Genomic DNA, 23,020 nt, shown 5'->3' with positions numbered 1-23,020 from the left:
TGCCCTTTTAGTTTGCTAAGAAAAAAAGGAATTAAGAATAAATATTGCTTTAAAGATTTGCAGGACATTTAAATGATATGATGCATTCAAAGCGAACAGTTTTTTCTGTAGTCCCCATCCATTTCGATTATTTATAGAATGAATACAGTTCCTCTTTAAAGTTTGTTTACAGACGAAAGGGTATCCTCGAATCAGGATACCCTTTTCATCTTATTCCTTTACTTCTGAAGGGAGCGCGTCGACTCTCTTACCTGAAAGATTATCCAGAAGCTCCTTCACATCAATCCCAGCAGATGCTTTTAAAGATTCTTGCATTGTTGCCATTAAATCAGTCGCATATGCTGATACTTTGTTTGCACCAGAGCTGCCGTTTCCGCCTGTATCGACAACTGTAATTTTATCGATGTTGCCAAGCGGGCTTGCCACTTGTTTCGCATACTCAGGAAGCATCTCCAACACCATATCTAACATAGCTGCCTGGCCATACATATCATATGCTTCCGCAATCTTCCGCTTCGCCTCTGCCTCTGCTAAACCTTTCAAGCGGATGATTTCTGCTTCTGTTTCCCCTTTTGCTTTCTCAGCTTCCGCTTTAGCCAATCCATCGACACGAACTTTTTCGGCTTCTGCCTTCGCTTGTGACTCAATTCTGTATTGATTGGCATCGGCTTCTGCCATCTGTCTGCGTTTATTTGCTTCTGCTGACTGCTCCACTGCGTAACGGTCTGCATCGGCTTTCTTTTTCACTTCCGAATCATATTGCTTTTCTCTTCTTAGTATCTCTTTTTCTTCCAGTTCAATCTGCTTTTGTCTTTCAATGATGCGAATTTGCATTTCTTGCTCTGTTACATCTTGTTTAGAACGTGCAGTTTCCAAATCATATGCCTGGTCAGCACGAGCTTTCGCTATATCCTGGTCTCTTCTGAAATCAGCCATTTTCATCTGATTTTCCTTTTCCGCTTCTGCTATTTCAGTAGCCCGCTCCAATTCTGCCTTTTTCGCATCCTTATCTGCTTCTGCTCTTTTAATTCTTGTTTCTTTGTCTGCCTCAGCTGTAGCGATGTCTGCATCTCTTTTCACTTGGGCAATTCTAGGCTTACCAAGAGAATCTAAATAGCCGTTCTTATCTCTTACATCCTTTATTGTAAAGGAAACAATCATTAAGCCCATCTTTGCCAAATCTTGTGACGCAACCCGCTGCACTTCTTGAGAGAATTTATCTCTGTTTTTATAGATTTCTTCGACTGTCATACTCCCTAAAATCGAGCGAAGATGACCTTCCAGCACTTCTCTTGCTTCATTTTCCCGATCTCCTTTTGATTTTCCAAGGAACTGCTCGGCTGCAGTTGCAATTTCGCCAATTGATCCGCCAATTTTTATAATAGCCGTACCATCAGCCATAACAGGAACACCTTGTTCTGTATAAACTTCTGGTGTGGATACATCTAGCTTACTTGACAGCAAGCTTAGCGGCTCTGACTGCTGAAACACAGGCAAAATAAATGTACCGCCGCCGCGAATAATCTTAATTTTATTTCCTGATTCATCTACATGAACATTTTTCGAACCTAGATAGCTGCCTGTAACGATAAGTGCTTCATCAGGCCCTGCTGTTTTATATTTAGCGATAAAAATACCTACTAACGCAATAAACAAAATAAGTACAATTCCGATAATAATCCAAATTTCTAGAGCAATTCCCATCATTGTTCCTCCTTCTTTCCCTTATGTTGTAAGTAAATCATTTCAGCCGTCATACGGGACGACATAGCAAATCCGGTCTCTCACCTCCACCACAATTGTTTCTGTTCCATTTTCGATAACTTCATTGTAAAAACTGGCCGCTGTCTTTGAAATATGTCCGCTTGTGCTTTCAATCATTATTTCCCCGAAACCATCCTTTGGAACTGCAGTTATTACTTTTCCGATTCTTCCCTTTAAAGACTCTTCATTGTACACGAGCGACTCCTCTGCAGAAGATAATGGAATTAATACAAAAAAGTGGAAGCAACTTGCCGCAATTAAGGCCGCTATCACCGACAGTCCAAGAATTAACAGACTGTTCATACCACTATAGCGTTCTAATAAATATCCGCATGCTGACAAAATCGTCAAAAAGGAAAGCAATAATGTAGGATTAAGGATGCCGATATCTGCATGAATAATATCGGAAAAAAAGATGGAGAACAAAATGAGCACCGCTGAAATCACTAATACAGCGAGATAAATGGATATTATACTAACTCCGAATAGCTCCATTTAGCATCATTCACTTTCTAAAGTTTTATTTATAAAAAACACTCTCCCAAACTAAACCATTCACCACCTATCCTTTCTAAATGTTTTGATAACTTATTTACGAAGAAAGCGCGGAGAAGTTTCACTATTTATTAATTTTTTTAATCATTCACATTTTTATTATTTACTATCTTTCTAAATTACGATTATTAATCATCTTTTTTTGAAAATCTCATATTTTACTAATAAGGGAATTTTTAAATATTTATTGAACAATGCAAGTATGGAGGAAAAGATGAATCGATTAGAAAAACATGCAAACCAGGATCATAAAAAGGGGGAAAAAAAATTATACCTTATTAGCTGTGGTGTCTTACTTCTTCTTTTTATCGGCGGCTTTATTTTCACAGAGCTATTTTTTGCAGATAAGCCCAATGACCAAAACCTAGGAGACAAAGTAATCATTACCCTTCCAACTGGCAAAAAAGTATTTACTTATGAGAATCTGATTGTCGAGGAAAACGGAAAGCTATTATATAAAGGGGAACGAAACACCATTGATTTAACTGGCGGTGTTGTTGTTTACGAGGATTGGGATTAACCATGCACATGATTTAGGCTGGCCAGAAATTTGGCCAGCCTTATTCCATCTCTTAAGTCATTGAGTTACATGTTTAGCCAAAAGCGGCCGTCCATTACTCCAGATAACATCGACAGGAAAGGAGAAATACTCGCTTAAGCTAGAACTTGTCATAATTTCTTCCGTTTTTCCTTTAGCAAAAACAGTCCCCTCCTTCAAAAGCAATGTGGAAGAAAATACTGGCAAAATTTCTTCCAGATGATGTGTCACATAAATAATCGTCGGGGCCGCTTCCATTTGCGCCAAGGTTTGAATTGTTTCAAGCAATTGCTCTCTTGCTAAAAAGTCAAGGCCGGTCGCCGGCTCATCAAGAATTACCAGCTCTGGGTCGAGCATAAGTGCACGGGCAATTAAAACACGCTGCTTCTCTCCTTGCGATAAGCTGGAGTATGCCCTGTCGGCATATTCATAACAGCCTAGCTCTCTAAGAAGGCGGATTGCTTTAGCCCTGACTTCATCTGTAGGTGTTTCATATAAACCGATGCTTGCATAAGCACCGCTCAAAATGATTTCATAGGCACTGTCTGATACATAAAGATTTTGCTGCAGCCTGCTCGATACAAGGCCGATTCTTTTTCTTAAATTAGCACCAAGCTCTGATGCACCGAATTCTTTGTCAAGCACAGTCAGCTTTCCGACTGTTGGATGATAATAAGCGCAAATCATATTAAGCAGCGCACTTTTTCCTGCTCCATTTAAGCCATATAGCACCCAATGCTCTCCGCGGTTAATTTCCCAATTAATATCCTTTAAAATCCATTTCCCATTCCTTTTAAGTCCAATACCTTCTGCCTTTACAACCATTAGTTTTCCCTCCCATTCCCATTTTACATGATAATCGGAATATTTGGACAATAATTCTTGTGAAAACTAAAAGCCCCCTAATGTATAGGGGGCCTTTAGTATGTATTTTGTTTGGATTAGCCTACTAGGCCTTCTTTTTTAAGAACTGCTTCCAAACCATCTACAGCTTCTGCTTCGTCTTCACCAGTAGCAGAAATAGTAATTTCTCCGCCTTTTGGTACACCAAGTGACATAACGCCCATGATGGATTTCAAGTTTACAGATTTGCCTTTATATGCAATTTGCATGTCTGATTTGAATTTGCTTGCAGTGCTTACTAATAATGTAGCTGGTCTTGCATGTATTCCAGTTTCATCAATAATAGTAAAAGTTTTTTCGCTCATAGTAAAATACCTCCAAATAAAAATATGTGTTACCTTTCTATTTTAGCTGATTTTCAATGTTAATACTAACTTTTTTTCTTTTCTTTTCCGTTCTTCTTCTATCTTTTGATAAAGTCAGAAAACTATTCATGTTTTTTTGCGTGTTTGGAAAGCTTATTGCTGGCCATCCAAAAAGGCCAGCCCGCTGTTTTTCTTTTCTGAAACCAGTTTCACAGCAAGGTCAAGAACTTCCTTTGCATTAAACTTTCCATAGTCCACCGTATTAATGATGGAAACAGGAATTTCTTTTTTGCTTGCCATTTTTGTAACATCACGGAGCAGAAACCGAACTTGCGGTCCAAGCAAAATAACATCTGCTTTATCTAAATGATGGTTGATCGCTTCAGCAGGAATCGCCCAGATAGTGCAATCTATATTATTGGTCTCTGCATATTTCTTCATTTTGCGCACAAGCAAGCTTGTAGACATGCCGACAGCACAGCATAATAATATTCTCATGATATCCTCACACCCTTAACTCTCTTATGAAGGAAAAACAGCCTTAAATTCTGAAAAGCTTTTGCATTTCAGCATATGCTGAATAATGGCAGGACTGTCAAGAACATCTCCCAGCACGTCATACATTTCCTGAAAATCTCCTGTACTGTTCTTTTGAACACTTAACAGACAAACAAACTGAACATTCTTTCCGCCCCAGTCAATTGGCTTTTGCAATGTGCAAAAGGCCCAAAAAGTCTCCTCAGTCTGCGGCGTATTTGGATGCGGGATGGCGACTAAATTCCCAAAACATGTCGGTGACACTTTTTCGCGCTTTCTCACATTATCCATAAAGCTTTCGTCAATTAAGCCTAACTTCAAAAGCTCTGCCTCTAAAAAGGCAAATACCTCTTCCTTTTTATCAAAAGGCTGCTGTAAGAAGACTAACTCGCTTCTAATTGAAGAATCAGCTTTGTTTTTTGCCTTCTTAGAATATAATGCTCCATTGATTTTCTCAAAATCTCTGTCTCCAAGAATCGTATTTACTTCAATAACAGGAACAGGCACTTCTTCCTTAATGGGAATCGTGCTGATTATAAGGTCAATTTCTGCAAAATTGATTTCTTTCACCTTATAAAGCTCTGTTGTTCCGATCATTTCAAGTTCTGAGCTGTATTGAGACTTCAGCTTATAATAAAGCAGATTGGCACTTCCCACTCCTGATGCACAGACAATCATGCACCGTTTCTTTTTACTGCTGACTTTTTTTCTTTCCATTGCTGCTCCAAAGTGCAGAGCCAAAAAGGCAATTTCATTTTCGTGAATGTCATAGCCTAATTCCTTATTAATAACTCCTGCAGCCACAACTCCTGCTTCAAAAGGAATAGGATAATTAGATTTAATATCGTCTAACAACGGATTTCTCAAATTCATTTTATAACGAAATCTGTTAATCGCTGGCTTCAAATGCAAAGACAATCCTGTAAACAGCTCTCTGTCTTCTTTAATGCCGAGGTCCATCTTTTCGTCCGTTTCAGCGAGTATTTTTTTGGTCAAATCCATGATGCTTTCATCAATAAATTCAAGCACTTCCCCATCTGTTAGCTCATGATGAGTCAGCAATTTTGTGCCTAGAAGGTGGATGGCGATATAAGCAATTTCTGTTTCAGGAAATGCTACGTTAAGCTCTTCTTCAATTGTTCGAACAATTTTTTCAGAAACTGCATACTCTTTTTCCTTTAGTATTTCATTTTTTTCTTTCGGAATGGCGGAAATATAATTCCCTTCCCGTATACGCTTACAAGCAATTGCAATATGAACAACGAGATTATTCAAGCTAATGTCGGATAAGGTGATGCCAGCATCCCTAATTTCTTCGAGAATGATATTGCGAATAGCTGCTAACTCTTCATTTACTAAGAGGGCTGCTGGATCATATGTCAGCTCTGTCTGATCAAGCTTTCTATTAAATAGATATTCTGACATGCAAAAGCGAAGATTAACTTCATCCCCTTTTATTCTTAGTCCACTGTTTCCTGTCTTCTCGACTTTTAAATCATAAACTAAAAGAAGCTCTTTCACCTCTTTCAAGTCATTTTGGATCGTCGATTTGCTTATGAACAGCTCTTCTGCCAAGTCTTCCAGCTTTAAGTTTTTATCTGTCAGCAAAAGCCTGTTAATAATGTAGTGAACTCTTCCGCCTTTCAGCGTCGGAATAATATCGTCTTTTCCCTCATGAAAACTTTCTTGCAGAAATTTCCGAAAAAGCTGGTCACTTTCAATTACTAATTTATAGCCTTGTCCTCTCACAGATTTAATTTTCGCGCCATTTGCCGCTAGCAATGATTCCAGTTCCTTCATATCATTGCGTATGGTTCTTGATGTAACATGAAGCACTCTCGATAATTGTTCACTTGTTATTAGGTCCTCTGCAGCCATTAGCTGCTTTAAAAGATTTCCTGTGCGATTTTCTAGCATCTATTTCACCCCAGTATACTCTTTTCAATCGCTTGGGTTTACGATCTTTCAAGTTTGCTTTACCAATAAAACAATATTTCATCTACTTAACATACTAGCACTTTTCTCATATGTTCTCTATAAAAAAGGGGAAATAAACAATTGTCATGCTCTCTAAAAGAATAAACCAGAAGAGGGCTGCTGTTTGCTGCCCTCTATCGGCTTAAACTAATGTTTATTTTGCCGCAGCGATAAACTCAGTGAAAATCCGATTCATTCTTTCATTGGTGGAAGCCATCGACTCTGGATGCCATTGTATTCCTAATAAAAAATTACCATAATCCTTATGTTCAACTGCTTCAATAATGCCGTCAGAGCTTTTTGCTGTCACGATCAATTCTTCTGCGAGCCTGTCTATTGCCTGATGATGGAGACTGTTGACTCTTTCCGACTCTACTCCCATTATTTCATAAAGTTTGCTGCTCGCATCAATGCTTGTCCAATGAGTATCTCTGCTGCGCTCTGCTGTTTGGGTATGCTGAATGCTGTCACTAACTTGGCTTGGAATATCCTGAAGCAATGTACCACCTAAAGCAACATTAAGTATCTGAACACCGCGGCAAATAGCCAGTATCGGCTTTTGTTTCTCCATCGCTGCTTTTATAAGCGCGAGTTCAACTTCATCTCTCAAGGGAATCGTGCTTGCCAATTTTTGATGTGGGTCTTGATGATAAAACTGAGGATCTACATCCTCTCCGCCGCTTAACAGAATCGCATCGCAATGATCGACCATCTCTTCTGCCAGCTCTGCGCTGACAAAAGGCAAAATGACCGGAAGTCCGCCATTTGCATGGATTGTTTTTTGATAATCATGATGAACATATGTCCCCTCCATAAATTTATTATGAAGGACATACGCACCTGTTATCCCGATTACAGGCCTGTTTGCCAAAGCTTCTCATCCCTTTCCAATAGTACAAATTAATTTTTTAATATTAAGACTATAGCAGTAAAAAAGGAATGTCAATGAAATATTACTGTATGAAAAAGAAGCATTGCTGCCAATGCTTCTTTCCTAGTTATGAAGATGTATTCCTCTTACCAGACAACTTTCCAGTTATGGTCGCATGTTGCCTTGACCGTTTTTCTTTCCGTAATATAATCAGCGATAAGCTCAGACATGTCAAACTGCACTTCTCTTAAAACAGGCTTATTCTGATACATGAAGTAGTTACCGCCCCCGCCGGCCCGATAATTATTCATAACTACTTCAAACTGTTCGTCTTTCTTTATATCCTTGCCTGCATATTGCAGCTTCGTGACTCTTTGTCCGACTGGCTTAGAAATATCTAATATATATTCAATTCCTTCCCACATATCATAATTATAATGCTGCGGTTTTGGATATAGATATGTCTTATTTACGGCTGGATTACCGTTTTCGTCGACTTCAAAGTATTTCGCGCTTTGCTCTAATGCATCCTTTATATCTTCGCCAGAGATGGCCAGAACCTTCAGCGTATTTGGATAAATGTAATTAGAAACAATGTCTCTCATTGTCACATTCGGCTTGAAGCCAGGTGAATCATTGTTGAACAGTGCTGTATTAGCGATTTTTACACCGGCTGCTTCCATTTGAACTTTATTAATAAATTCAATTAAAGGGCTGTCCGACAAGCGGGTTTCCATTGGATCACAGACAGTCATATCTCCGTCGATAAAGCCTATCGGTGTATCCAGCCATTGTTGTGTGCTTTGTTCATAGCTAGTAGCAAGCGCCAAAATGTCAGGATCTGCCTCGACTCCTTCTGTCGAAAGCAGCTCAGATTTCTTTGCTGCAAGCTTTCCATTTTCAGTGAACGTTAACGTGATTTTACCGACTAGCTGGCCATTGTTGCTTGCCTGAATAACTTCAATACCATTGATGTTGCCTGTCAGTGTTCTGTGCTGATGACCTGTTATCAGTACATCTAAATGTTGGATTTGTTCACACATGCTAAAGCCCTGGTTTTCCCCAGTTAGAGCTTCTGTCGGCTCTCCTGTGTCTATATCTTTTTCAAACCCGCCATGATAGGAAACAACGATGCAATTAGGCTGCTCTTCTGCTTTTATTTTCTCGACCCAATACTTTGCTTCTTCTAATGCATCATGAAAGCGAAGTCCGCTTATATTTGATGGATTTTCCCAATTTGGTATGTAATGTGTAGTAATGCCAAGTATTGCAATTTTGATATTGCCAGCGTTCTTGATTATGTATGGCTTGCCAAGAAAAGGTTGATTTGCCGTTTCATCGATTATGTTTGCACATAACCAAGGGAACTCTGACTCTGAGGCTGCTTTGCGGAGAATATCGAGTCCATAGTTAAATTCATGATTTCCTATAACTGCGCCATCATATTGGAGCTTATTTAATATTTGGATCATTGGGTTTTTTTTATCAGCTAATGCATGCACATAATGATAAGTTAATGGTGTTCCTTGAATTAAATCCCCATTGTCTATAACAATTGTATGCTCATTTTTGGCCCTTTCTTCTGCAAGAATAGCTGCTACTTTTCCGAGACCAACATTTGCCGGCTGGTTATTGCCATAAAGAAGAGGATAAATATTCCCGTGCACATCGCTAGTAAATAGTATTGTTACATTTGTATCTGTCAAATTTCTCCACTCCTATATCTTTAATCGTACACTCGCTTGCATGCTTTATTATAGTAGAAGAGTATCATTTTTTCTTTCTTTTTTTTCAGAAAATAGCATTCTATCTATTTAGTGCAATATTTCACAATAATATTTTCTGGAAAATAATAAACATTTGTCCATTCATTGTTCTTTCAAAAACGCCGACATAACTAGTTTTACAATAATTATCAGAATATTTCAATAGTTACTATTTACAAAAAAATAATAATTTTTTTATACAAAATTTTCACTATTTTACAATTTTATATGCTATATTTTTACATGTAATAACACATAACATCTTTCGGAGGTAAAATAATGTTCAAAAAAATTGCAACATTCGGTCTATCTTTGTCGTTAGCAGCAGGTGTTCTTGCTGGCTGTGGATCATCAAATGAAACTGGCTCAAACGCGTCAGAGGGATATGAACCAAAGGAATTAACCGTTCAGTTTGTTCCTTCTCAGAGTGCTGATACACTTGAAGCAAAAGCAAAACCGCTTGAAGATTTGCTATCTGATGAACTAGGCATTCCAGTGAAAGTAAGTGTTTCTACTAACTACAACACAATTATTGAAGCAATGGCTTCTAAACAAGTTGACGTTGGCTTCTTGCCTCCAACAGCTTATGTATTAGCTAAAGAAAAAGATGCTGCTGATGTAATTCTTCAAGCACAACGTAAAGGTATTAATGATGATGGTTCAGAAAAAGACGAATTGGTAGATTTCTATAAATCTATTTTCGTAGTGAAAAACGATTCTGGCATCGACTCCGTTGCTGATCTAAAAGACAAAAAAATCGCATTCCAAGATGTTACATCATCTGCTGGGTATGTATGGCCTGCGGCTACATTAATGGATAATGATCTTGACCCACTTAAAGATGTACAAGGTATTACAGTAAAAGGTCATGACCAAGCAATCATCTCTCTACTTAATGGTGATGTGGATGCTGCAGCTGTTTTCCAAGATGCTCGTAACATTGTAAAAGCAGATTTCCCAACTGTGTTTGAGGATACAAAGGTTATTTCTTTTACAGAGGAAATTCCTAACGATACAGTATCTGTACGCTCTGACATGACAGACGAATGGAAAAAGAAATTACAAGATGCATTTATTTCCATCGGTAAAAGTGATGAAGGCCATGAAATCATAAGAGAAATTTACACACATGAAGGATATGTTGTTTCTGATGACAGCAATTTCGATGTTGTACGTGAATATGCAGAAAAAGTAAAGACTGAATAGTATATATATTAGGACAAAAGTGCATGGATTTCTAAATGTTTAAAGAAAATTCTTTTACATACATGCAATTCAAGTTCTTTTAATCACTATAAATCTATTCAACCAACCATCTAGTAAAAATACTAGGTGGTTGGACTTATTTTCTCTACTAAGCATCGGAGTTAGTAAATTCCGTTGTTTAGTAGAAAAAAGAAGCTTGTTGTTTAGGTTCTTTTTCTAAAATTAAGAGAAAGTTGGTAGGCAATTGATACAGTTTAAAAATGTTACGAAAATTTATCCGAATGGTACAAAGGGTTTGAATAACATTAACATTACGATTGAAAAAGGTGAATTCGTTGTAATTGTCGGGCTTTCTGGTGCCGGAAAATCAACCTTCCTCCGTTCTATCAATCGTTTGCATGAAATTTCAGAAGGCGAAATTTTGATAGACGGCAAATCCATCACTGCAGCAAAAGGCTCCGGCCTCCGAAAAATCCGCCGTGATATCGGCATGATCTTCCAAAGCTTCAATCTTGTAAAACGCTCTACCGTATTAAAAAATGTACTATCCGGACGTGTTGGCTATCATAACACATTCCGAACGATTCTCGGGGCTTTTCCAAAAGATGATGTCGAACTTTCTTTAAACGCCTTAAATAGGGTTAATATTTTAGAAAAAGCTTATTCTCGTGCGGACGAGCTTTCAGGCGGACAGCAGCAGCGTGTCTCGATTGCACGCGCCCTCGCACAAGAGGCGCAAGTAATATTAGCGGATGAACCGGTCGCATCCCTTGACCCATTAACAACAAAACAAGTAATGGACGACTTAAAGCGAATTAATGAAGAAGATGGCATTACAACAGTAGTTAACCTTCACTTCATTGATCTTGCCCGCGAGTATGCGACTAGAATTATCGGTTTAAGGGCAGGTGAAGTAGTCTTTGATGGACCTGTTGAAGCTGCCACAGATGAAGTGTTTGCAGAAATTTACGGCAGACCAATCAAAAAAGACGAGCTGTTAGGTGAACCAGTATGAGCATAAACGAACCGAACATTAATGAACCAAAAGCAGGGCTAAGAAATGCCCCAAAACCGCCTGCCAAAACAAAGATGATTTTCACGATCATTTTAGTAGTGGCTTTACTGTGGTGGAGCTCCTTTAAAACAGAATCTTCCATTGCTGACTTAACAATCGGTTTTCCTAACATGTTTGATTTGCTTGTACAAATGTGGCCGCCAAACTGGCATTATTTCGAGAACATATTAGAGCCGATGCTTGAAACAATCCGTATGGCTGTTATCGGCACCACTTTTGGAGCAATCATTGCTGTCCCGCTTGCATTGCTGTGTGCGAGCAATATTATCCGTAACTCATGGATAGTCTATCCATTCCGGTTTATCCTTAACTTAATCCGGACAATACCTGATCTGCTTCTTGCCAGTATATTTGTTGCTATTTTCGGTCTTGGTGCCCTTCCAGGTATTATCGCACTGTCTATATTTTCTATTGGTTTAGTTGCAAAGCTGCTGTATGAAGCTATCGAGTCTATTGACCCAGGTCCGCTTGAAGCGATGACAGCAGTAGGAGCAAATAAGGTGCAATGGGTGTTTTTTGGTGTTATTCCTCAAGTAACTGCTCATTTCACTTCCTATGTTTTATATACATTTGAAGTAAATGTCCGGGCTGCTGCCATCCTTGGACTGGTCGGCGCTGGTGGAATCGGGGAATATTACGATAAAACGCTTGGATTCCTTGAATACGATAAGACTGCTTCCATCATTATCATGACGTTAGTTGTTGTGTTAGTGATTGATTATATTAGCACGAAATTACGGGAGAAATTATTATGAGCCAACTATCCACTAAAGTTAATAAGCCAAAGAAAAAATACCTTTTTAGGACAGTCATTTTTATCTTGCTCGCATTAGTGTATATTTGGGCTTTTGCAGGCATGCCTGTAAATGATATTAAAGAAACAGCAGGACAAATCTCAAAAGCAATTTTTTCCGGAATCTTTCATCCTGATTGGGATTATGTATATTTGCCTGAAGGCGAGGATTTATTGCGCGGCCTTCTGGATACATTAGCTATTGCCATTCTTGGTACCTTTATTTCTGGAATTCTTTGTGTTCCCTTCGCCTTCTGGGCAGCAAACAATATGAGCAAAGGCAAAGCAATTACATCCTCAGGAAAATTCGTGCTGAGCTTTATCCGTACCTTCCCTGAAATTGTTATGGCTATTCTGTTCATCAAGGCAGTAGGCCCTGGCTCTTTTGCTGGTGTTCTTGCATTAGGATTGCACTCCATCGGAATGCTCGGAAAACTGTTCTCAGAAGAAATCGAAAGTCTTGATATGGGTCCGACTGAAGCATTAACAGCGACAGGTGCAAACCGCATGCAGGTATTGTGGTTCGCTGTGCTTCCACAAGTATTGCCTGGATTTTTATCTTATACTTTATATCGATTTGAAATTAACATTCGTGCTGCTGCCATCCTTGGTGTCATTGGGGCAGGCGGTATCGGTACACCTTTGATTTTCGCGTTAAATTCAAGGGATTGGGACAGAGTTGGAATCATCTTGTTAGGAATTATCGTAATGGTTACCATTATCGACGCCATTTCCAGTTTTTTGCGCAAAAGAATTATTTAATTGGAAAAACCAGCAGTACATGAAGGTGTCTGCTGGTTTTTTACATCTAACAGATGTTAAATTTTTTGTATATTGTTACAATATACTTATTATCCAATAAAGGAGTGCAATAGGATGAAAAAACAAAAACTGCTTATCACTCGCCAAATAGAGGATAACTTAGTGAAACAAATTCAAGAAGCAATACCTGATTGGGATATTATTATGACAAACGAGCCGGAGCAATGGAAGCTACATGTGCAAGATACAACGATCATACTTGGCTGGAGAAAATTCTTTGAAGACAGTAGCATGAATGCTCTTGATGAGCTGAAATGGGTTCAAACATGGAGTGCTGGTGTTAACTCCCTTCCGTTAAAAGATTTAGAAGGAAAAGACATCACGATAACAAGCGCGAATGGCGTTCATAGCTTTCCTATTTCCGAGACTGTTTTCGCACTGATGCTGTCATTAACCCGCAATATACATACTTATATTAAAAACCAAGTAAAGAAAAAGTGGGATGGAGCAGATATTAAGCTAGAGATGCATGGCAAAACAGTTGGTGTAATCGGAGTCGGAGCAATCGGAAAAGAAACAGCTAAATTAGCAAAAGCTTTTGGTATGAAAGTTATCGGTATCCGCCATTCAGGTAAACCAGAGAACTATGTTGATGAGATGTACACAACAGATATGCTTAATGAAGTTCTGCCTGAATGTGACTACGTTGTTATCACGCTTCCCCTAACAGAGGATACTTACCATCTGTTTACAAAAGAGCAGTTTCAACTTATGAAAAACAGTGCCTTCCTTATCAATATTGGAAGAGGAGAAATCATTAAAGAGGCTGACTTGGCAGCCGCTCTTTCTGCAGGAGAAATTTTAGGAGCCGGCCTGGATGTATTTGAGAAAGAACCATTAGAAGAGTCGAGCCCTTTATGGGAAATGGATAATGTCATCATTACTCCACACACTTCCGGTTCCACAGAGCATTATGATAAACGAGTAGTCGAAGATATATTCATCCCGAACTTAAAAAGATTCCTTGCTGAAAAGAAATTAGAAATCAATGTTGTAGATTACAAGAAAGGCTATTAAGTATACGAAAAGGAGCTTTCATTTTGGAAAGCTCCTTCTCTTATTTTATCCGAAGTTTTTTCGGTATTCCTTTTGTTTATGGTAGCGCATGAAGTGCAGCACTATTTTTTGAATAAGGAAACCAAAACCTAATAGTATGACAAGCAGCAATGTAATTGTCGCTCCTGGTGGAGTTCCTAATTGATAGGATGAGAAAAGACCAGTGAAAATACTGAACAAGGCGATTAGGATTGCCACGATGAACACCATTTTAAAACCCTTTGCGAGCTTGATTGCAAACGCAGCTGGCAATACAAGCAATGCGGACACTAACAGCACACCGATTGTTGGAATAATCACCGAAATCGCAATTCCTGTTAAAATACTGAATGATATCGATAACAGATTTGTATTCACACCACTAGCTGTTGCTGTATCTTGATCGAACGTCATTAAATACATAGACCGTTTAAAAATGATGAAAAATAGCAATATAATAACAGTTACTGCAGCCAACACAAGAACTTGCTGCTCGCTGATTGTGATGATGCTTCCGAACAAGTACTGATCCATGCTCGTCGACATTCCCCCGCTTGAAATACTCATTAAAAAGAGGGCAAAGGATAAACCTGCAGCCATCAAAATAGCAACAGAAACCTCTGAATAAGAGTGATATGCCCGTCTCATATATTCAATTCCTAAAGCACCTGCCACAACAACAAGAATGCTTGAGAAAGTCAGATTAGTGTGAAAGAAATAGCCGATTGCCACACCCGCCAACGAGATATGGGACAAAGTGTCTGCCATCAGGGCCTGTCTTCTTAACACAAGAAACACACCAATAATCGGTGCAATGATAGCAATTAATCCGCCTGCCCAAAATGCTCTTTGCATGAATTCAAGGTCAAACATCTCCATCCTCCCTTCTCTCCTTTCTCAATATGAATTATTTTATCTAAGTAGCTTTCTACTTCGTCCTGCTCATGTGTTACCATCACGACAGTTCGGTTATGGGATACAACTTGATGCCTCATAAACTCATAAAAACCTTTGCGGCTTTCAGCATCCATACCTGTCGTCGGTTCATCTAATACGAGCAAATCCGGCTCTGATGCCAGTACTCTAGCAATAATGATTTTCTGTTTTTGACCGCCAGATAAATCTCCTACCTTTTTATTACGGTGCTCCCACATGCCGACCATTTCCAATGCAACTTGGACTGCCTTATGGTCATTTTCCTGAAGCCGCTTATACCATTTCTTTTTTTGGTATCTGCCAGAGCGAACAAGTTCTAAGACCGTGCTCGGAAAGCCGACATTAAAAGATGATATTTGCTGCGGAACATAGCCGACCGTCAATTTTTTCCCTTGACTGTTCTGTTTGCTTAAAACAACATTTCCACTCCAAGGCTTCAACAAGCCAAGTATTAGCTTTAACAGCGTCGATTTGCTCGCACCATTCGGGCCGGTGATTCCGACAAACTCTCCGCTTTCTAAGTCGAAAGAAACATCTTCTAATGAGGGCAGATGTTCATAACCAAATGTTATATTTCTAATAGAAGCAAGTGCCATCTCAATCTCCCCTTTCGTTTTTTATTATCTATTTAACTATCCTCTTTTTCACATAGAAAGCGTATGTGATGACATGCTTCACATACGCCTTAATGATTATAGCATATCTTTACTCAAAAAGAGATTTTTTCAGCTGCTCTAAGTTATCTTCCATAACTGTAATATAATTCTCACCAGCTTTTTGCTGCTCATCACTCAAACCTTCTAATGCATTCAATACTTCTGTGTCAGCCCCAAGCTCTTTTGCAAGAGTATCAGCCACTTTGCTAGAAGTGAGCTCTTCAAAATAAATCACTTTTATCTTATGGTCTTGGGCATAAGTTTTAAGCTCTGCTAATTTGGCAGCACTTGGTTCCTCACTAGGAGAAATCCCTGAAATCGGCACTTGAACAAGTCCATATTCTTTTGCCAAGTATGAAAATGCTGTATGCTGTGTAATAAATTCATTTGACGTTTTATCTGCTAACTCTGTTTTATATTTCTCATCAAGTGCTTTCAGCTGTTCGATATACTCGCTGCTTTTTGTTTCATAGTACTCTTTATTATCTGGATCTGCCTTGACGATTGCATCCGTAATTGTTTGGACTTCTTGCTGCGCTAAAACTGGACTTAGCCAAACATGGGGATCAGCTTCATGGCTATGCTCATGTTCATGTTCTTCTTCTTCATGTCCTTCTTCTTCATGTTCATGCTCTTCTTCTTCACCATCCATCAATTCAATGCCTTTACTTGCTTCAACAACAGATACTTTGTCATTATTGATGCTTGCTTCAATATCAGCAACCCACGTTTCCATATCATCACTGTTATAAACAAATAAATCTGCATTTTGGATGTTACCGATATCCTTTGGAGTTGGCTCCCAATCATGTGGTTCAATAGTCGATGGAATCAGCAGCTCAACATCTGCTTTATCACCGGCTACATTCTTCGTAAACTCATACATTGGATAAAAAGTAGTGATAATTTTCAGCTTATCGCTGTCTTTCTCTTCACTCGTTTCTCCATTGCCATTGCTGCATCCTGCCGCGATAACAAGGACAATTAGCGACATAATCAGTATTTTATATGTATTTAACATTATATCTGCTCCTTTTCTTTCATTATGATCTGTGATTATTTCGGATTGATTACGATTTATAAGTGATTATAAAACATGTAAACTATAAATATAAAAGATTATTTCAAATCAGAACGATTACGATTATTGATTTTAAACTATATGGATGAATAAATCAATAGTTTTTTATAAACTAATTAACTCTTTTCTGTCTGCTATGATCATTCTTGCCATTTTTAAAATTTTTAAACAATATTTGAATATTGCTTAAAAATAAGGGTATATACTTAATGAAGAATAAAAAGCATTACCCAATGATTCTAACCACCGAGTAATGCTTTCTATTAATAGTTCAAATTAGATACGTACTACTCTTCCGTTGAAAACAGATTTCCAGTAGCTGTTAGACATAGAAACAATTTCAACACCGTTAGAGCTTTGAGATCCGATGAACTTGCCACCGCCGATATAGATACCTACATGGCCGTCCTTTTTGTAAGTATCAAAGAATACTAAATCTCCAGGTTGAATATCGCTGTAAGAAACTTGTGTTCCGTAGTTTTTCAATGCATCAGTGCTTGCAGGGATGCTGTATCCGCCTTGAGAGTAAGCCCAGCTTACGAATGCAGAACAGTCAAACAATCCATTTGCAATATCAGAAGCAGTTCTTCCGCCACCGAATTTATATGTTGAGTTTCCAATATATTTATAGCCTGCAGTAATTACAGCAGATTTTCCACCTGTTGCTTTTTGTTCACTTGAACTGCTTTTCTTTGCTGTAGATGTGCTTTTCTTAGCAGAAGAGCTTGAGCTTGAGCTAGAGCTAGAGCTAGAGCTCGAATCAGAACTTGAGCTTGAAGTTGCTTGAGTTGTTGTACTGATTAAATTGTCTAAATCCTCTTGTTTTTTCTCTTTAATCATTTTCTTGATTTCTTCTTCTTTAGCTGCAAGAGAATTATCTTCCTTTTCAAGCTCTGCTTTAGCCGCTTCATTTTCTTTTTGCTTCTCTTCTAATTCAGCTTTCGCTTTTTCATTTTCCTCTTGTTTAGCAAGGTTTTGCTTTTGCATTTCTTCCAAATCTAATTGCATATCTTTTAAGCCTGATAGCTTTTCTTCAACGCTTGATTGCTTTTTCTCTAAATCTTGTTTATCTGCTTCATTGCTTTGGATAAGATCTTTGTCCGCTTCCATGATTGTTGCAACAGCACCAACGCGGTCAACAAACTCTTTGAAGCTAGCAGATCCTAGCAAAACATCGATATAATCAACGCTTCCGCCATTCTCTTGATATGTGCGAGCACGCTCTTTTAAAATTTCATTGCGTTGTTCAATTCTGTTTTGAAGGTCTTTAATTTCTTTTTCTAATGAAGCAATTTCTTCTTTCGTGCTTTTAATATCTTTTTCTGTCTTTTCAATTTGCTCTTTATTATCTTCAACGGCACTGTCTACACGTTTGATTTGTGCATTTAAGTCAGCAAGCTTCTCTTGCGCTTCAATAATTTTATACTCAGCATCAGAAATTTTATCCTGTAATGCAGTACGCTCACTTGCAATAGATGCAGATGTTTCTGCTTTTGCGCTGATTGCCGGAATACCTAAGCTTCCAAGTCCAAGCATAATTGTTGTGTTTAAAACTACTAATTTCTTTTTTAACATTTCATTTTCCCCCTGCACTGGTCTAATGTACGTTCTATTATTATCTGTCTAGTAATTTATGTAGTTAGTAAAGTTTATGGGGTTACCCCATCATTATATTAGGAAAGGCCCATTTTTGTAAGCCGTTCGATTAGTTTTCGACGAAACTTCTATTCTTTGTACAACTTTCGCCAACAATTAGTAGTATAGCATCACATTTTGTCATTTAAGTAATAGGAATGTTACAGTTATATTTCAATTTTATATTAATCTAGTAATTTTCTTGAAATACAGTACCTAAAATAGCATGGATTGAAATCTATCCTAGTAAAAGCTTAAAATAATAGTACGCTTTTTTGTGGACAGTCTGCAACCTATATTAGGTTATGTCACATAAACGTAACACTTTGCACATTTTAATAACTAGTAAGGCAGGGACTATAATGAAAAAAACAGTAATAATAGGCGCTGGAATTCTAGGAGCGTCTGTTGGCTATGAATTAGCTAAGCAAGGTGCGCTAGTAACTATTGTGGACAGAGAGGATTCTGGACAGGCAACAAAAGCTGCAGCGGGAATTATTTGTCCATGGATATCACAGCGACGCAACAAGCGTTGGTACAGGCTTGCGATGGAGGGAGCCAGATATTATCCCGCTTTAGTGGAAGAGCTGCAGGCGAGCGGGGAATTTAACACAGGCTATAAAAAAGTCGGGGCTATCAGCCCGCACAATAATATAGACAAACTAGAAGCGATGGTAAAAAGAACTTTAAAACGCAAAGAAGATGCACCAGAAATAGGAGATGTTACGATTCTATCAGAACAAGAATCAAAGAGGCTCTTCCCTCCTTTAGCGGACGGCTACCAGTCTGTTTATGTGAGCGGTGCTGCCAGAGTTGATGGCTGGGCATTAAGAAACTCTCTGCTATCTGCTGCTCAAAAACTAGATGCGATATTTCTTCAAACAGATTGCAGCTTGCTAATGGAAAACGGCACTGTTATCGGCATTAAAACAGCACATGAAACAATTCTGGCAGATGAAGTTATTATTACTGCCGGCGTATGGGCGAATGAGCTTCTTCAGCCATTAAAGCTGGCAATTGACTTAAGCTTTCAAAAGGGTCAGATTATTCACTTGCAAATGCCTGAAGTAAACAGCGACGATTGGCCTGTTGTAATGCCTCCACATGATCAGTATATCCTTTCCTTAAATGGGAACCGCATTGTAATTGGAGCAACCCATGAAAATGATGAAGCCCTTGATTACAGGCTGACAACGGGCGGCATGAAAGAGATAATGGAAAAAGCGCTATTGTTTGCTCCAGGACTGTTAAACAGTACATTTTTGGAAGCAAAAGTAGGTTTTAGGCCATTCACCGCAGATTTTTTGCCTATTTTCGGAAGAATTCCTGGGCAGGACAGTGTTATTTTCGCAAACGGTCTAGGTGCATCAGGACTAACAATGGGACCTTATCTCGGCCAGCAGCTTGCTAAGCTTGCTTTAGATAAAGAGCTGGATATCCCCGCAGCAGATTACGCGTTGGATGAATTTATCAGTGAAAAATAAAATGCTGACCCAAATAATTGGGTCAGCATTTTTGTTATTTATACACTGGTATTTCCAATTTCAGCGTATAAGAGTTTAACAGACTGTATAGATTATGAATTTGGGTTACTTGTTTTGACGCCCAGCCGATATCTGTTGCATACTGATGTGTTGCATTCCCAGTGCTTTCTGCAGCGCCCGGATTCCATCTCATTTTGTAAAGCGTATCCTGTCCTGCATTAATATATCCTTGTGCGATAAACTTAGCTCCACCAATGATTGCTGCTTCAGGTGTAAACCAGCCTGCATTGTATGCATATTGAGCACCACTTGAAATTGCACTGCCATCATATGCGCCAATTCCATACATATTATAAACAGTTTTGCCGTTCACTTGGACACCTTTCGCTAATGTAGATGAACCATTGCCAGTTTCCAGCAAGGCGTGAGAAATTAAGTAAATTTCGTTCACACCATAAGCATTCGCTGCCGTGATAAACGAGGAAGCTTTTCCAGCCAAAACCCCTTTCCCCGCAAGAATGCGTTCATTCACTTCTGCGTCATTAATGTCAGCTTTAGCCGACAGTTTAAGAAACTGCATGGACTGCACAGTGGTGTTAAGGAAATTATTTGGATCCAAATAATACGTAGTATCTTCTTTGCTTGCATTTACCCATGATTGTGTGCTGTTTACTTTATACCAATAATAACCGTCCGAACCCTTCACTTTTGAAGTGACTGTCAGCACTTGACCGTTTTGAACAGAATTGACGACCTGGTATTCTGTACCTGCACCGCCTCTTAATCTCCATCCGCTTCCTAAAACAGTTCCTTTTGTCGAATCAGAGGATTTAAAGGCAATAGCATCTTCTCTTATATAGACATTGTAAACCTTATCGGTTTGCGGGTTTGCCTTCATTTGGATATCAGCCATTTCATTCAATGTCATATCATAGTTTACGTATGTCTTAACTGTATCCCCAATGCTCACACCTGGAGTTTCCGCTTGTTTAGTCGTTAAATAGGAACTGCTGACATAGCCTTCTTGACCATTAGTAGTCACCTTTGCCCAGCCATCTGCTTCTGAGTAGACAATGACCGCTGTACCTGCTGCTAATTTTGCAACAACCGCTCCAGAAGTAGATGGCTTGCTGCGCATATTTAGACTTGATCCTTGGTCGACATTTACATACTTTGTTGTTCCTTGCTCACCGTTGCCAGTGCTTGTATCAGTACCGCTACCTGTATCAGGTTTAGACTCAGAGCCAGTGCTGTCATCCAATTTGCTTGCAGATAAATAACTGCTGCTAACATAGCCAGTCTTGCCGCCTGCTGTCACCTTTGCCCAGCCGTTTGCTTCAGAAATAACCGTAACAGCTGTCCCTCTTGCAAGCTTGGACACTACACTTCCGCTTGTGCTGGCACTTGAACGCATATTCAGCGTTGAATTTTTATCCACATTCACATACTTTGTTACAGTTGTTTCTTTGCCTGTGTCTGTATTGCCGGAGTTGCCATTGTTGCTGCTTTGACTGTTTGGGTTTGATGAGGATAAATAGCTTGTACTCACATAGCCTGTTTTCCCGCCTGCTGTAATTTTCGCCCAGCCCTTTGCTTCAGAAGTTACTGTCACCTTTGTCCCTCTTGCAAGCTTGGACACTACACTTCCGCTTGTGCTGGCGCTTGAACGCATATTCAGCGTTGAATTTTTATCCACATTCACATACTTTGTTACAGCTGTTTCTTTGTCTGTGTCTGTATTGCCGGAGTTGCCATTGTTGCTGCTTTGACTGTTTGGGTTTGATGAGGACAAATAGCTTGTACTCACATAGCCTGTTTTCCCGCCTGCTGTAATTTTTGCCCAGCCCTTTGCTTCAGAAGTTACTGTCACCTTTGTCCCTCTTGCAAGCTTGGACACTACACTTGCACTTGTGCTGGCACTTGAACGCATATTCAGCGTTGAATTTTTATCCACATTCACATACTTTGTTACAGCTGTTTCTTTGCCTGTGTCTGTATTGCCGGAGTTGCCATTGTTGCTGCTTTGACTGTCTGGGTTTGATGAGGACAAATAGCTTGTACTCACATAGCCTGTTTTGCCGCCTGCTGTAATTTTCGCCCAGCCGTTTGCTTCAGAAGTTACTGTCACCTTTGTCCCTCTTGCAAGCTTGGACACTACACTTGCGCTTGTGCTGGCGCTAGAACGCATATTTAATGAGGAACCCTTTGTAACATTTACATATTTCGTTGTAGTTTTCACAACATTGGTTGAACCACTGTCAGCAGTAGATGTTGAAGGTTTTGTTTTTGATAGATATTGTGTGGAAACATATCCTTCTTTTCCATAAACGTTTATTTTTGTCCAGCCATTAGAATCTCCGTAAGATGTTACCGCCACTCCCCTGGCAAGCTTCACGATTACAGACCCGCTGTTTGAAGCCTTGTTTCTCATGTTTAAGCTTGAACCTTGGTCAACATTGACATACATCGTAGTTGTTTTTGCTTCAGCAGCTGTGTTTGGTTTGGAAGAAGAGCTTTCCGAAGAATTATCCTTTACTGCTGTTACCTTGTCAGCTAAATACTTAGAAGCTACGTATCCTTCCTTTCCGTTCACTTTTATTTTTGACCAGCCATTAGATGTTGAGGAAACTTCCACACTAGTGTTCACTTTTATTTTTGTAACAACAGACGAAGAAGTATTCGGTGCGCTTCGCACATTCAGAGTAGAATCTTGATCAATAGACACATATTTTATGTAGTTACTAGTTTTTTCAGAAAGATAGGCAGTGCTTACATAGCCAGTCTTCCCATCAACAGATATTTTTGCCCATCCATTGCTTTCAGACAGAACAGTTACTTCTTTTCCTTTTTTTAACGTTGTTACTACAGCCGCGCTAGATGACGCGCTTTTTCTCACATTAAGGGAAGAGTTGCTTTCTACATTGACATACTTTACAACAGCCTCATTTGACGCTGCTTGTGCTTCTTGAATAAGGACAGGTGCTGATAATGCCGTAAAAAACACACCTGGCACAATTACTTTTTTCATCCTAAAACCTCCTTATTACTAGAATCACATCCAACAATATGATTCTATTGACC

Annotated in this window: 20 protein-coding genes; 7 read left to right on the top strand and 13 right to left on the bottom strand. The window is 39.0% G+C overall.

The features are described 5' to 3' along the window. Positions 1–210 precede the first annotated feature (210 nt). Positions 211–1,698 (bottom strand): flotillin lipid rafts scaffold protein FloT, encoded by a 1,488-nt coding sequence (gene floT / locus ACLIJJ_RS07695; RefSeq protein ID WP_233314796.1) that lies wholly within the window; start codon positions 1,696–1,698, stop codon positions 211–213. Positions 1,699–1,746: 48 nt separating this feature from the next. Next, the gene (locus ACLIJJ_RS07690; RefSeq protein WP_411410741.1) at positions 1,747–2,259 is read right to left on the bottom strand and encodes an NfeD family membrane protein; all 513 of its coding nucleotides are present in this window, start codon (positions 2,257–2,259) and stop codon (positions 1,747–1,749) included. Between the two features lie 274 nt (positions 2,260–2,533). Here ACLIJJ_RS07690 and ACLIJJ_RS07685 point away from each other — a divergent pair, with 274 nt between their 5' ends. After that, positions 2,534–2,839, top strand: coding sequence for a hypothetical protein (locus ACLIJJ_RS07685; RefSeq protein ID WP_411410740.1), 306 nt, complete (start codon positions 2,534–2,536; stop codon positions 2,837–2,839). Positions 2,840–2,896: 57 nt separating this feature from the next. Here the strand turns inward: ACLIJJ_RS07685 and ACLIJJ_RS07680 are convergent, their stop codons facing one another. The 6 genes from ACLIJJ_RS07680 to ACLIJJ_RS07655 all read right to left on the bottom strand — a co-directional run bounded on the left by ACLIJJ_RS07680 (position 2,897) and on the right by ACLIJJ_RS07655 (position 9,156). Then, positions 2,897–3,682 carry an ABC transporter ATP-binding protein gene (locus ACLIJJ_RS07680; protein WP_251644630.1) on the bottom strand — a complete coding sequence of 262 codons (786 nt, stop codon included), beginning with the start codon at positions 3,680–3,682 and terminating at the stop codon, positions 2,897–2,899. Between the two features lie 116 nt (positions 3,683–3,798). After that, on the bottom strand, positions 3,799–4,065 hold the full coding sequence (locus tag ACLIJJ_RS07675; RefSeq protein WP_233314681.1) for a phosphocarrier protein HPr: 267 nt from the start codon (positions 4,063–4,065) through the stop codon (positions 3,799–3,801). Between the two features lie 153 nt (positions 4,066–4,218). Further along, positions 4,219–4,563 carry a PTS sugar transporter subunit IIB gene (locus tag ACLIJJ_RS07670; protein WP_233314682.1) on the bottom strand — a complete coding sequence of 115 codons (345 nt, stop codon included), beginning with the start codon at positions 4,561–4,563 and terminating at the stop codon, positions 4,219–4,221. A gap of 24 nt (positions 4,564–4,587) precedes the next feature. Continuing rightward, complete coding sequence (locus ACLIJJ_RS07665; RefSeq protein ID WP_233314683.1) at positions 4,588–6,519, bottom strand: BglG family transcription antiterminator; 1,932 nt, start codon at positions 6,517–6,519, stop codon at positions 4,588–4,590. A 214-nt stretch (positions 6,520–6,733) separates the two neighbouring features. Further along, on the bottom strand, positions 6,734–7,450 hold the full coding sequence (locus tag ACLIJJ_RS07660; RefSeq protein WP_233314684.1) for a gamma-glutamyl-gamma-aminobutyrate hydrolase family protein: 717 nt from the start codon (positions 7,448–7,450) through the stop codon (positions 6,734–6,736). Between the two features lie 146 nt (positions 7,451–7,596). Then, positions 7,597–9,156, bottom strand: a complete 1,560-nt coding sequence (locus ACLIJJ_RS07655; RefSeq protein ID WP_237941125.1) for a bifunctional metallophosphatase/5'-nucleotidase — start codon at positions 9,154–9,156, stop codon at positions 7,597–7,599. 339 nt (positions 9,157–9,495) lie between these two features. Between ACLIJJ_RS07655 and ACLIJJ_RS07650 the strand changes: the two genes are divergently transcribed. The 5 genes from ACLIJJ_RS07650 (at position 9,496) to ACLIJJ_RS07630 (ending at position 14,129) form a co-directional block, all read left to right on the top strand. After that, complete coding sequence (locus ACLIJJ_RS07650) at positions 9,496–10,422, top strand: phosphate/phosphite/phosphonate ABC transporter substrate-binding protein (protein WP_411410739.1); 927 nt, start codon at positions 9,496–9,498, stop codon at positions 10,420–10,422. 244 nt (positions 10,423–10,666) lie between these two features. Further along, positions 10,667–11,437, top strand: a complete 771-nt coding sequence (gene phnC / locus ACLIJJ_RS07645) for a phosphonate ABC transporter ATP-binding protein (protein WP_233314687.1) — start codon at positions 10,667–10,669, stop codon at positions 11,435–11,437. Continuing rightward, positions 11,434–12,252, top strand: coding sequence for a phosphonate ABC transporter, permease protein PhnE (gene phnE, locus ACLIJJ_RS07640; RefSeq protein WP_237941124.1), 819 nt, complete (start codon positions 11,434–11,436; stop codon positions 12,250–12,252). Before phnC ends, phnE (ACLIJJ_RS07640) begins: the two co-directional genes overlap by 4 nt. Further along, complete coding sequence (gene phnE, locus ACLIJJ_RS07635) at positions 12,249–13,052, top strand: phosphonate ABC transporter, permease protein PhnE (RefSeq protein ID WP_237941123.1); 804 nt, start codon at positions 12,249–12,251, stop codon at positions 13,050–13,052. The genes phnE (ACLIJJ_RS07640) and phnE (ACLIJJ_RS07635) overlap by 4 nt, the downstream gene beginning before the upstream one ends. A gap of 114 nt (positions 13,053–13,166) precedes the next feature. Continuing rightward, entirely contained in the window at positions 13,167–14,129 is a 963-nt protein-coding gene (locus ACLIJJ_RS07630) for a D-2-hydroxyacid dehydrogenase (protein ID WP_411410738.1), read from the top strand. Positions 14,130–14,174: 45 nt separating this feature from the next. Here the strand turns inward: ACLIJJ_RS07630 and ACLIJJ_RS07625 are convergent, their stop codons facing one another. From ACLIJJ_RS07625 to ACLIJJ_RS07610, 4 genes are all read right to left on the bottom strand, one after another. After that, positions 14,175–15,026 (bottom strand): metal ABC transporter permease, encoded by an 852-nt coding sequence (locus tag ACLIJJ_RS07625; protein ID WP_233314691.1) that lies wholly within the window; start codon positions 15,024–15,026, stop codon positions 14,175–14,177. After that, positions 14,972–15,679, bottom strand: a complete 708-nt coding sequence (locus tag ACLIJJ_RS07620; RefSeq protein WP_233314692.1) for a metal ABC transporter ATP-binding protein — start codon at positions 15,677–15,679, stop codon at positions 14,972–14,974. Before ACLIJJ_RS07620 ends, ACLIJJ_RS07625 begins: the two co-directional genes overlap by 55 nt. Before the next feature lie 109 nt (positions 15,680–15,788). After that, entirely contained in the window at positions 15,789–16,760 is a 972-nt protein-coding gene (locus ACLIJJ_RS07615) for a metal ABC transporter substrate-binding protein (RefSeq protein WP_237941121.1), read from the bottom strand. A gap of 336 nt (positions 16,761–17,096) precedes the next feature. Then, positions 17,097–18,395, bottom strand: a complete 1,299-nt coding sequence (locus tag ACLIJJ_RS07610) for a coiled-coil domain-containing protein (protein WP_411410737.1) — start codon at positions 18,393–18,395, stop codon at positions 17,097–17,099. Positions 18,396–18,817: 422 nt separating this feature from the next. Here ACLIJJ_RS07610 and ACLIJJ_RS07605 point away from each other — a divergent pair, with 422 nt between their 5' ends. After that, positions 18,818–19,939, top strand: coding sequence for an NAD(P)/FAD-dependent oxidoreductase (locus ACLIJJ_RS07605; RefSeq protein WP_237941119.1), 1,122 nt, complete (start codon positions 18,818–18,820; stop codon positions 19,937–19,939). A 34-nt stretch (positions 19,940–19,973) separates the two neighbouring features. Here the strand turns inward: ACLIJJ_RS07605 and ACLIJJ_RS07600 are convergent, their stop codons facing one another. Further along, positions 19,974–22,967 carry an SH3 domain-containing protein gene (locus ACLIJJ_RS07600; protein ID WP_411410736.1) on the bottom strand — a complete coding sequence of 998 codons (2,994 nt, stop codon included), beginning with the start codon at positions 22,965–22,967 and terminating at the stop codon, positions 19,974–19,976. Positions 22,968–23,020 lie beyond the last annotated feature (53 nt).

Source organism: Niallia laureatilytica (genome assembly GCF_046613985.1).
Lineage (GTDB): Bacteria > Bacillota > Bacilli > Bacillales > Cytobacillaceae > Niallia.
This window is presented reverse-complemented; position numbering and strand designations above follow the sequence as displayed.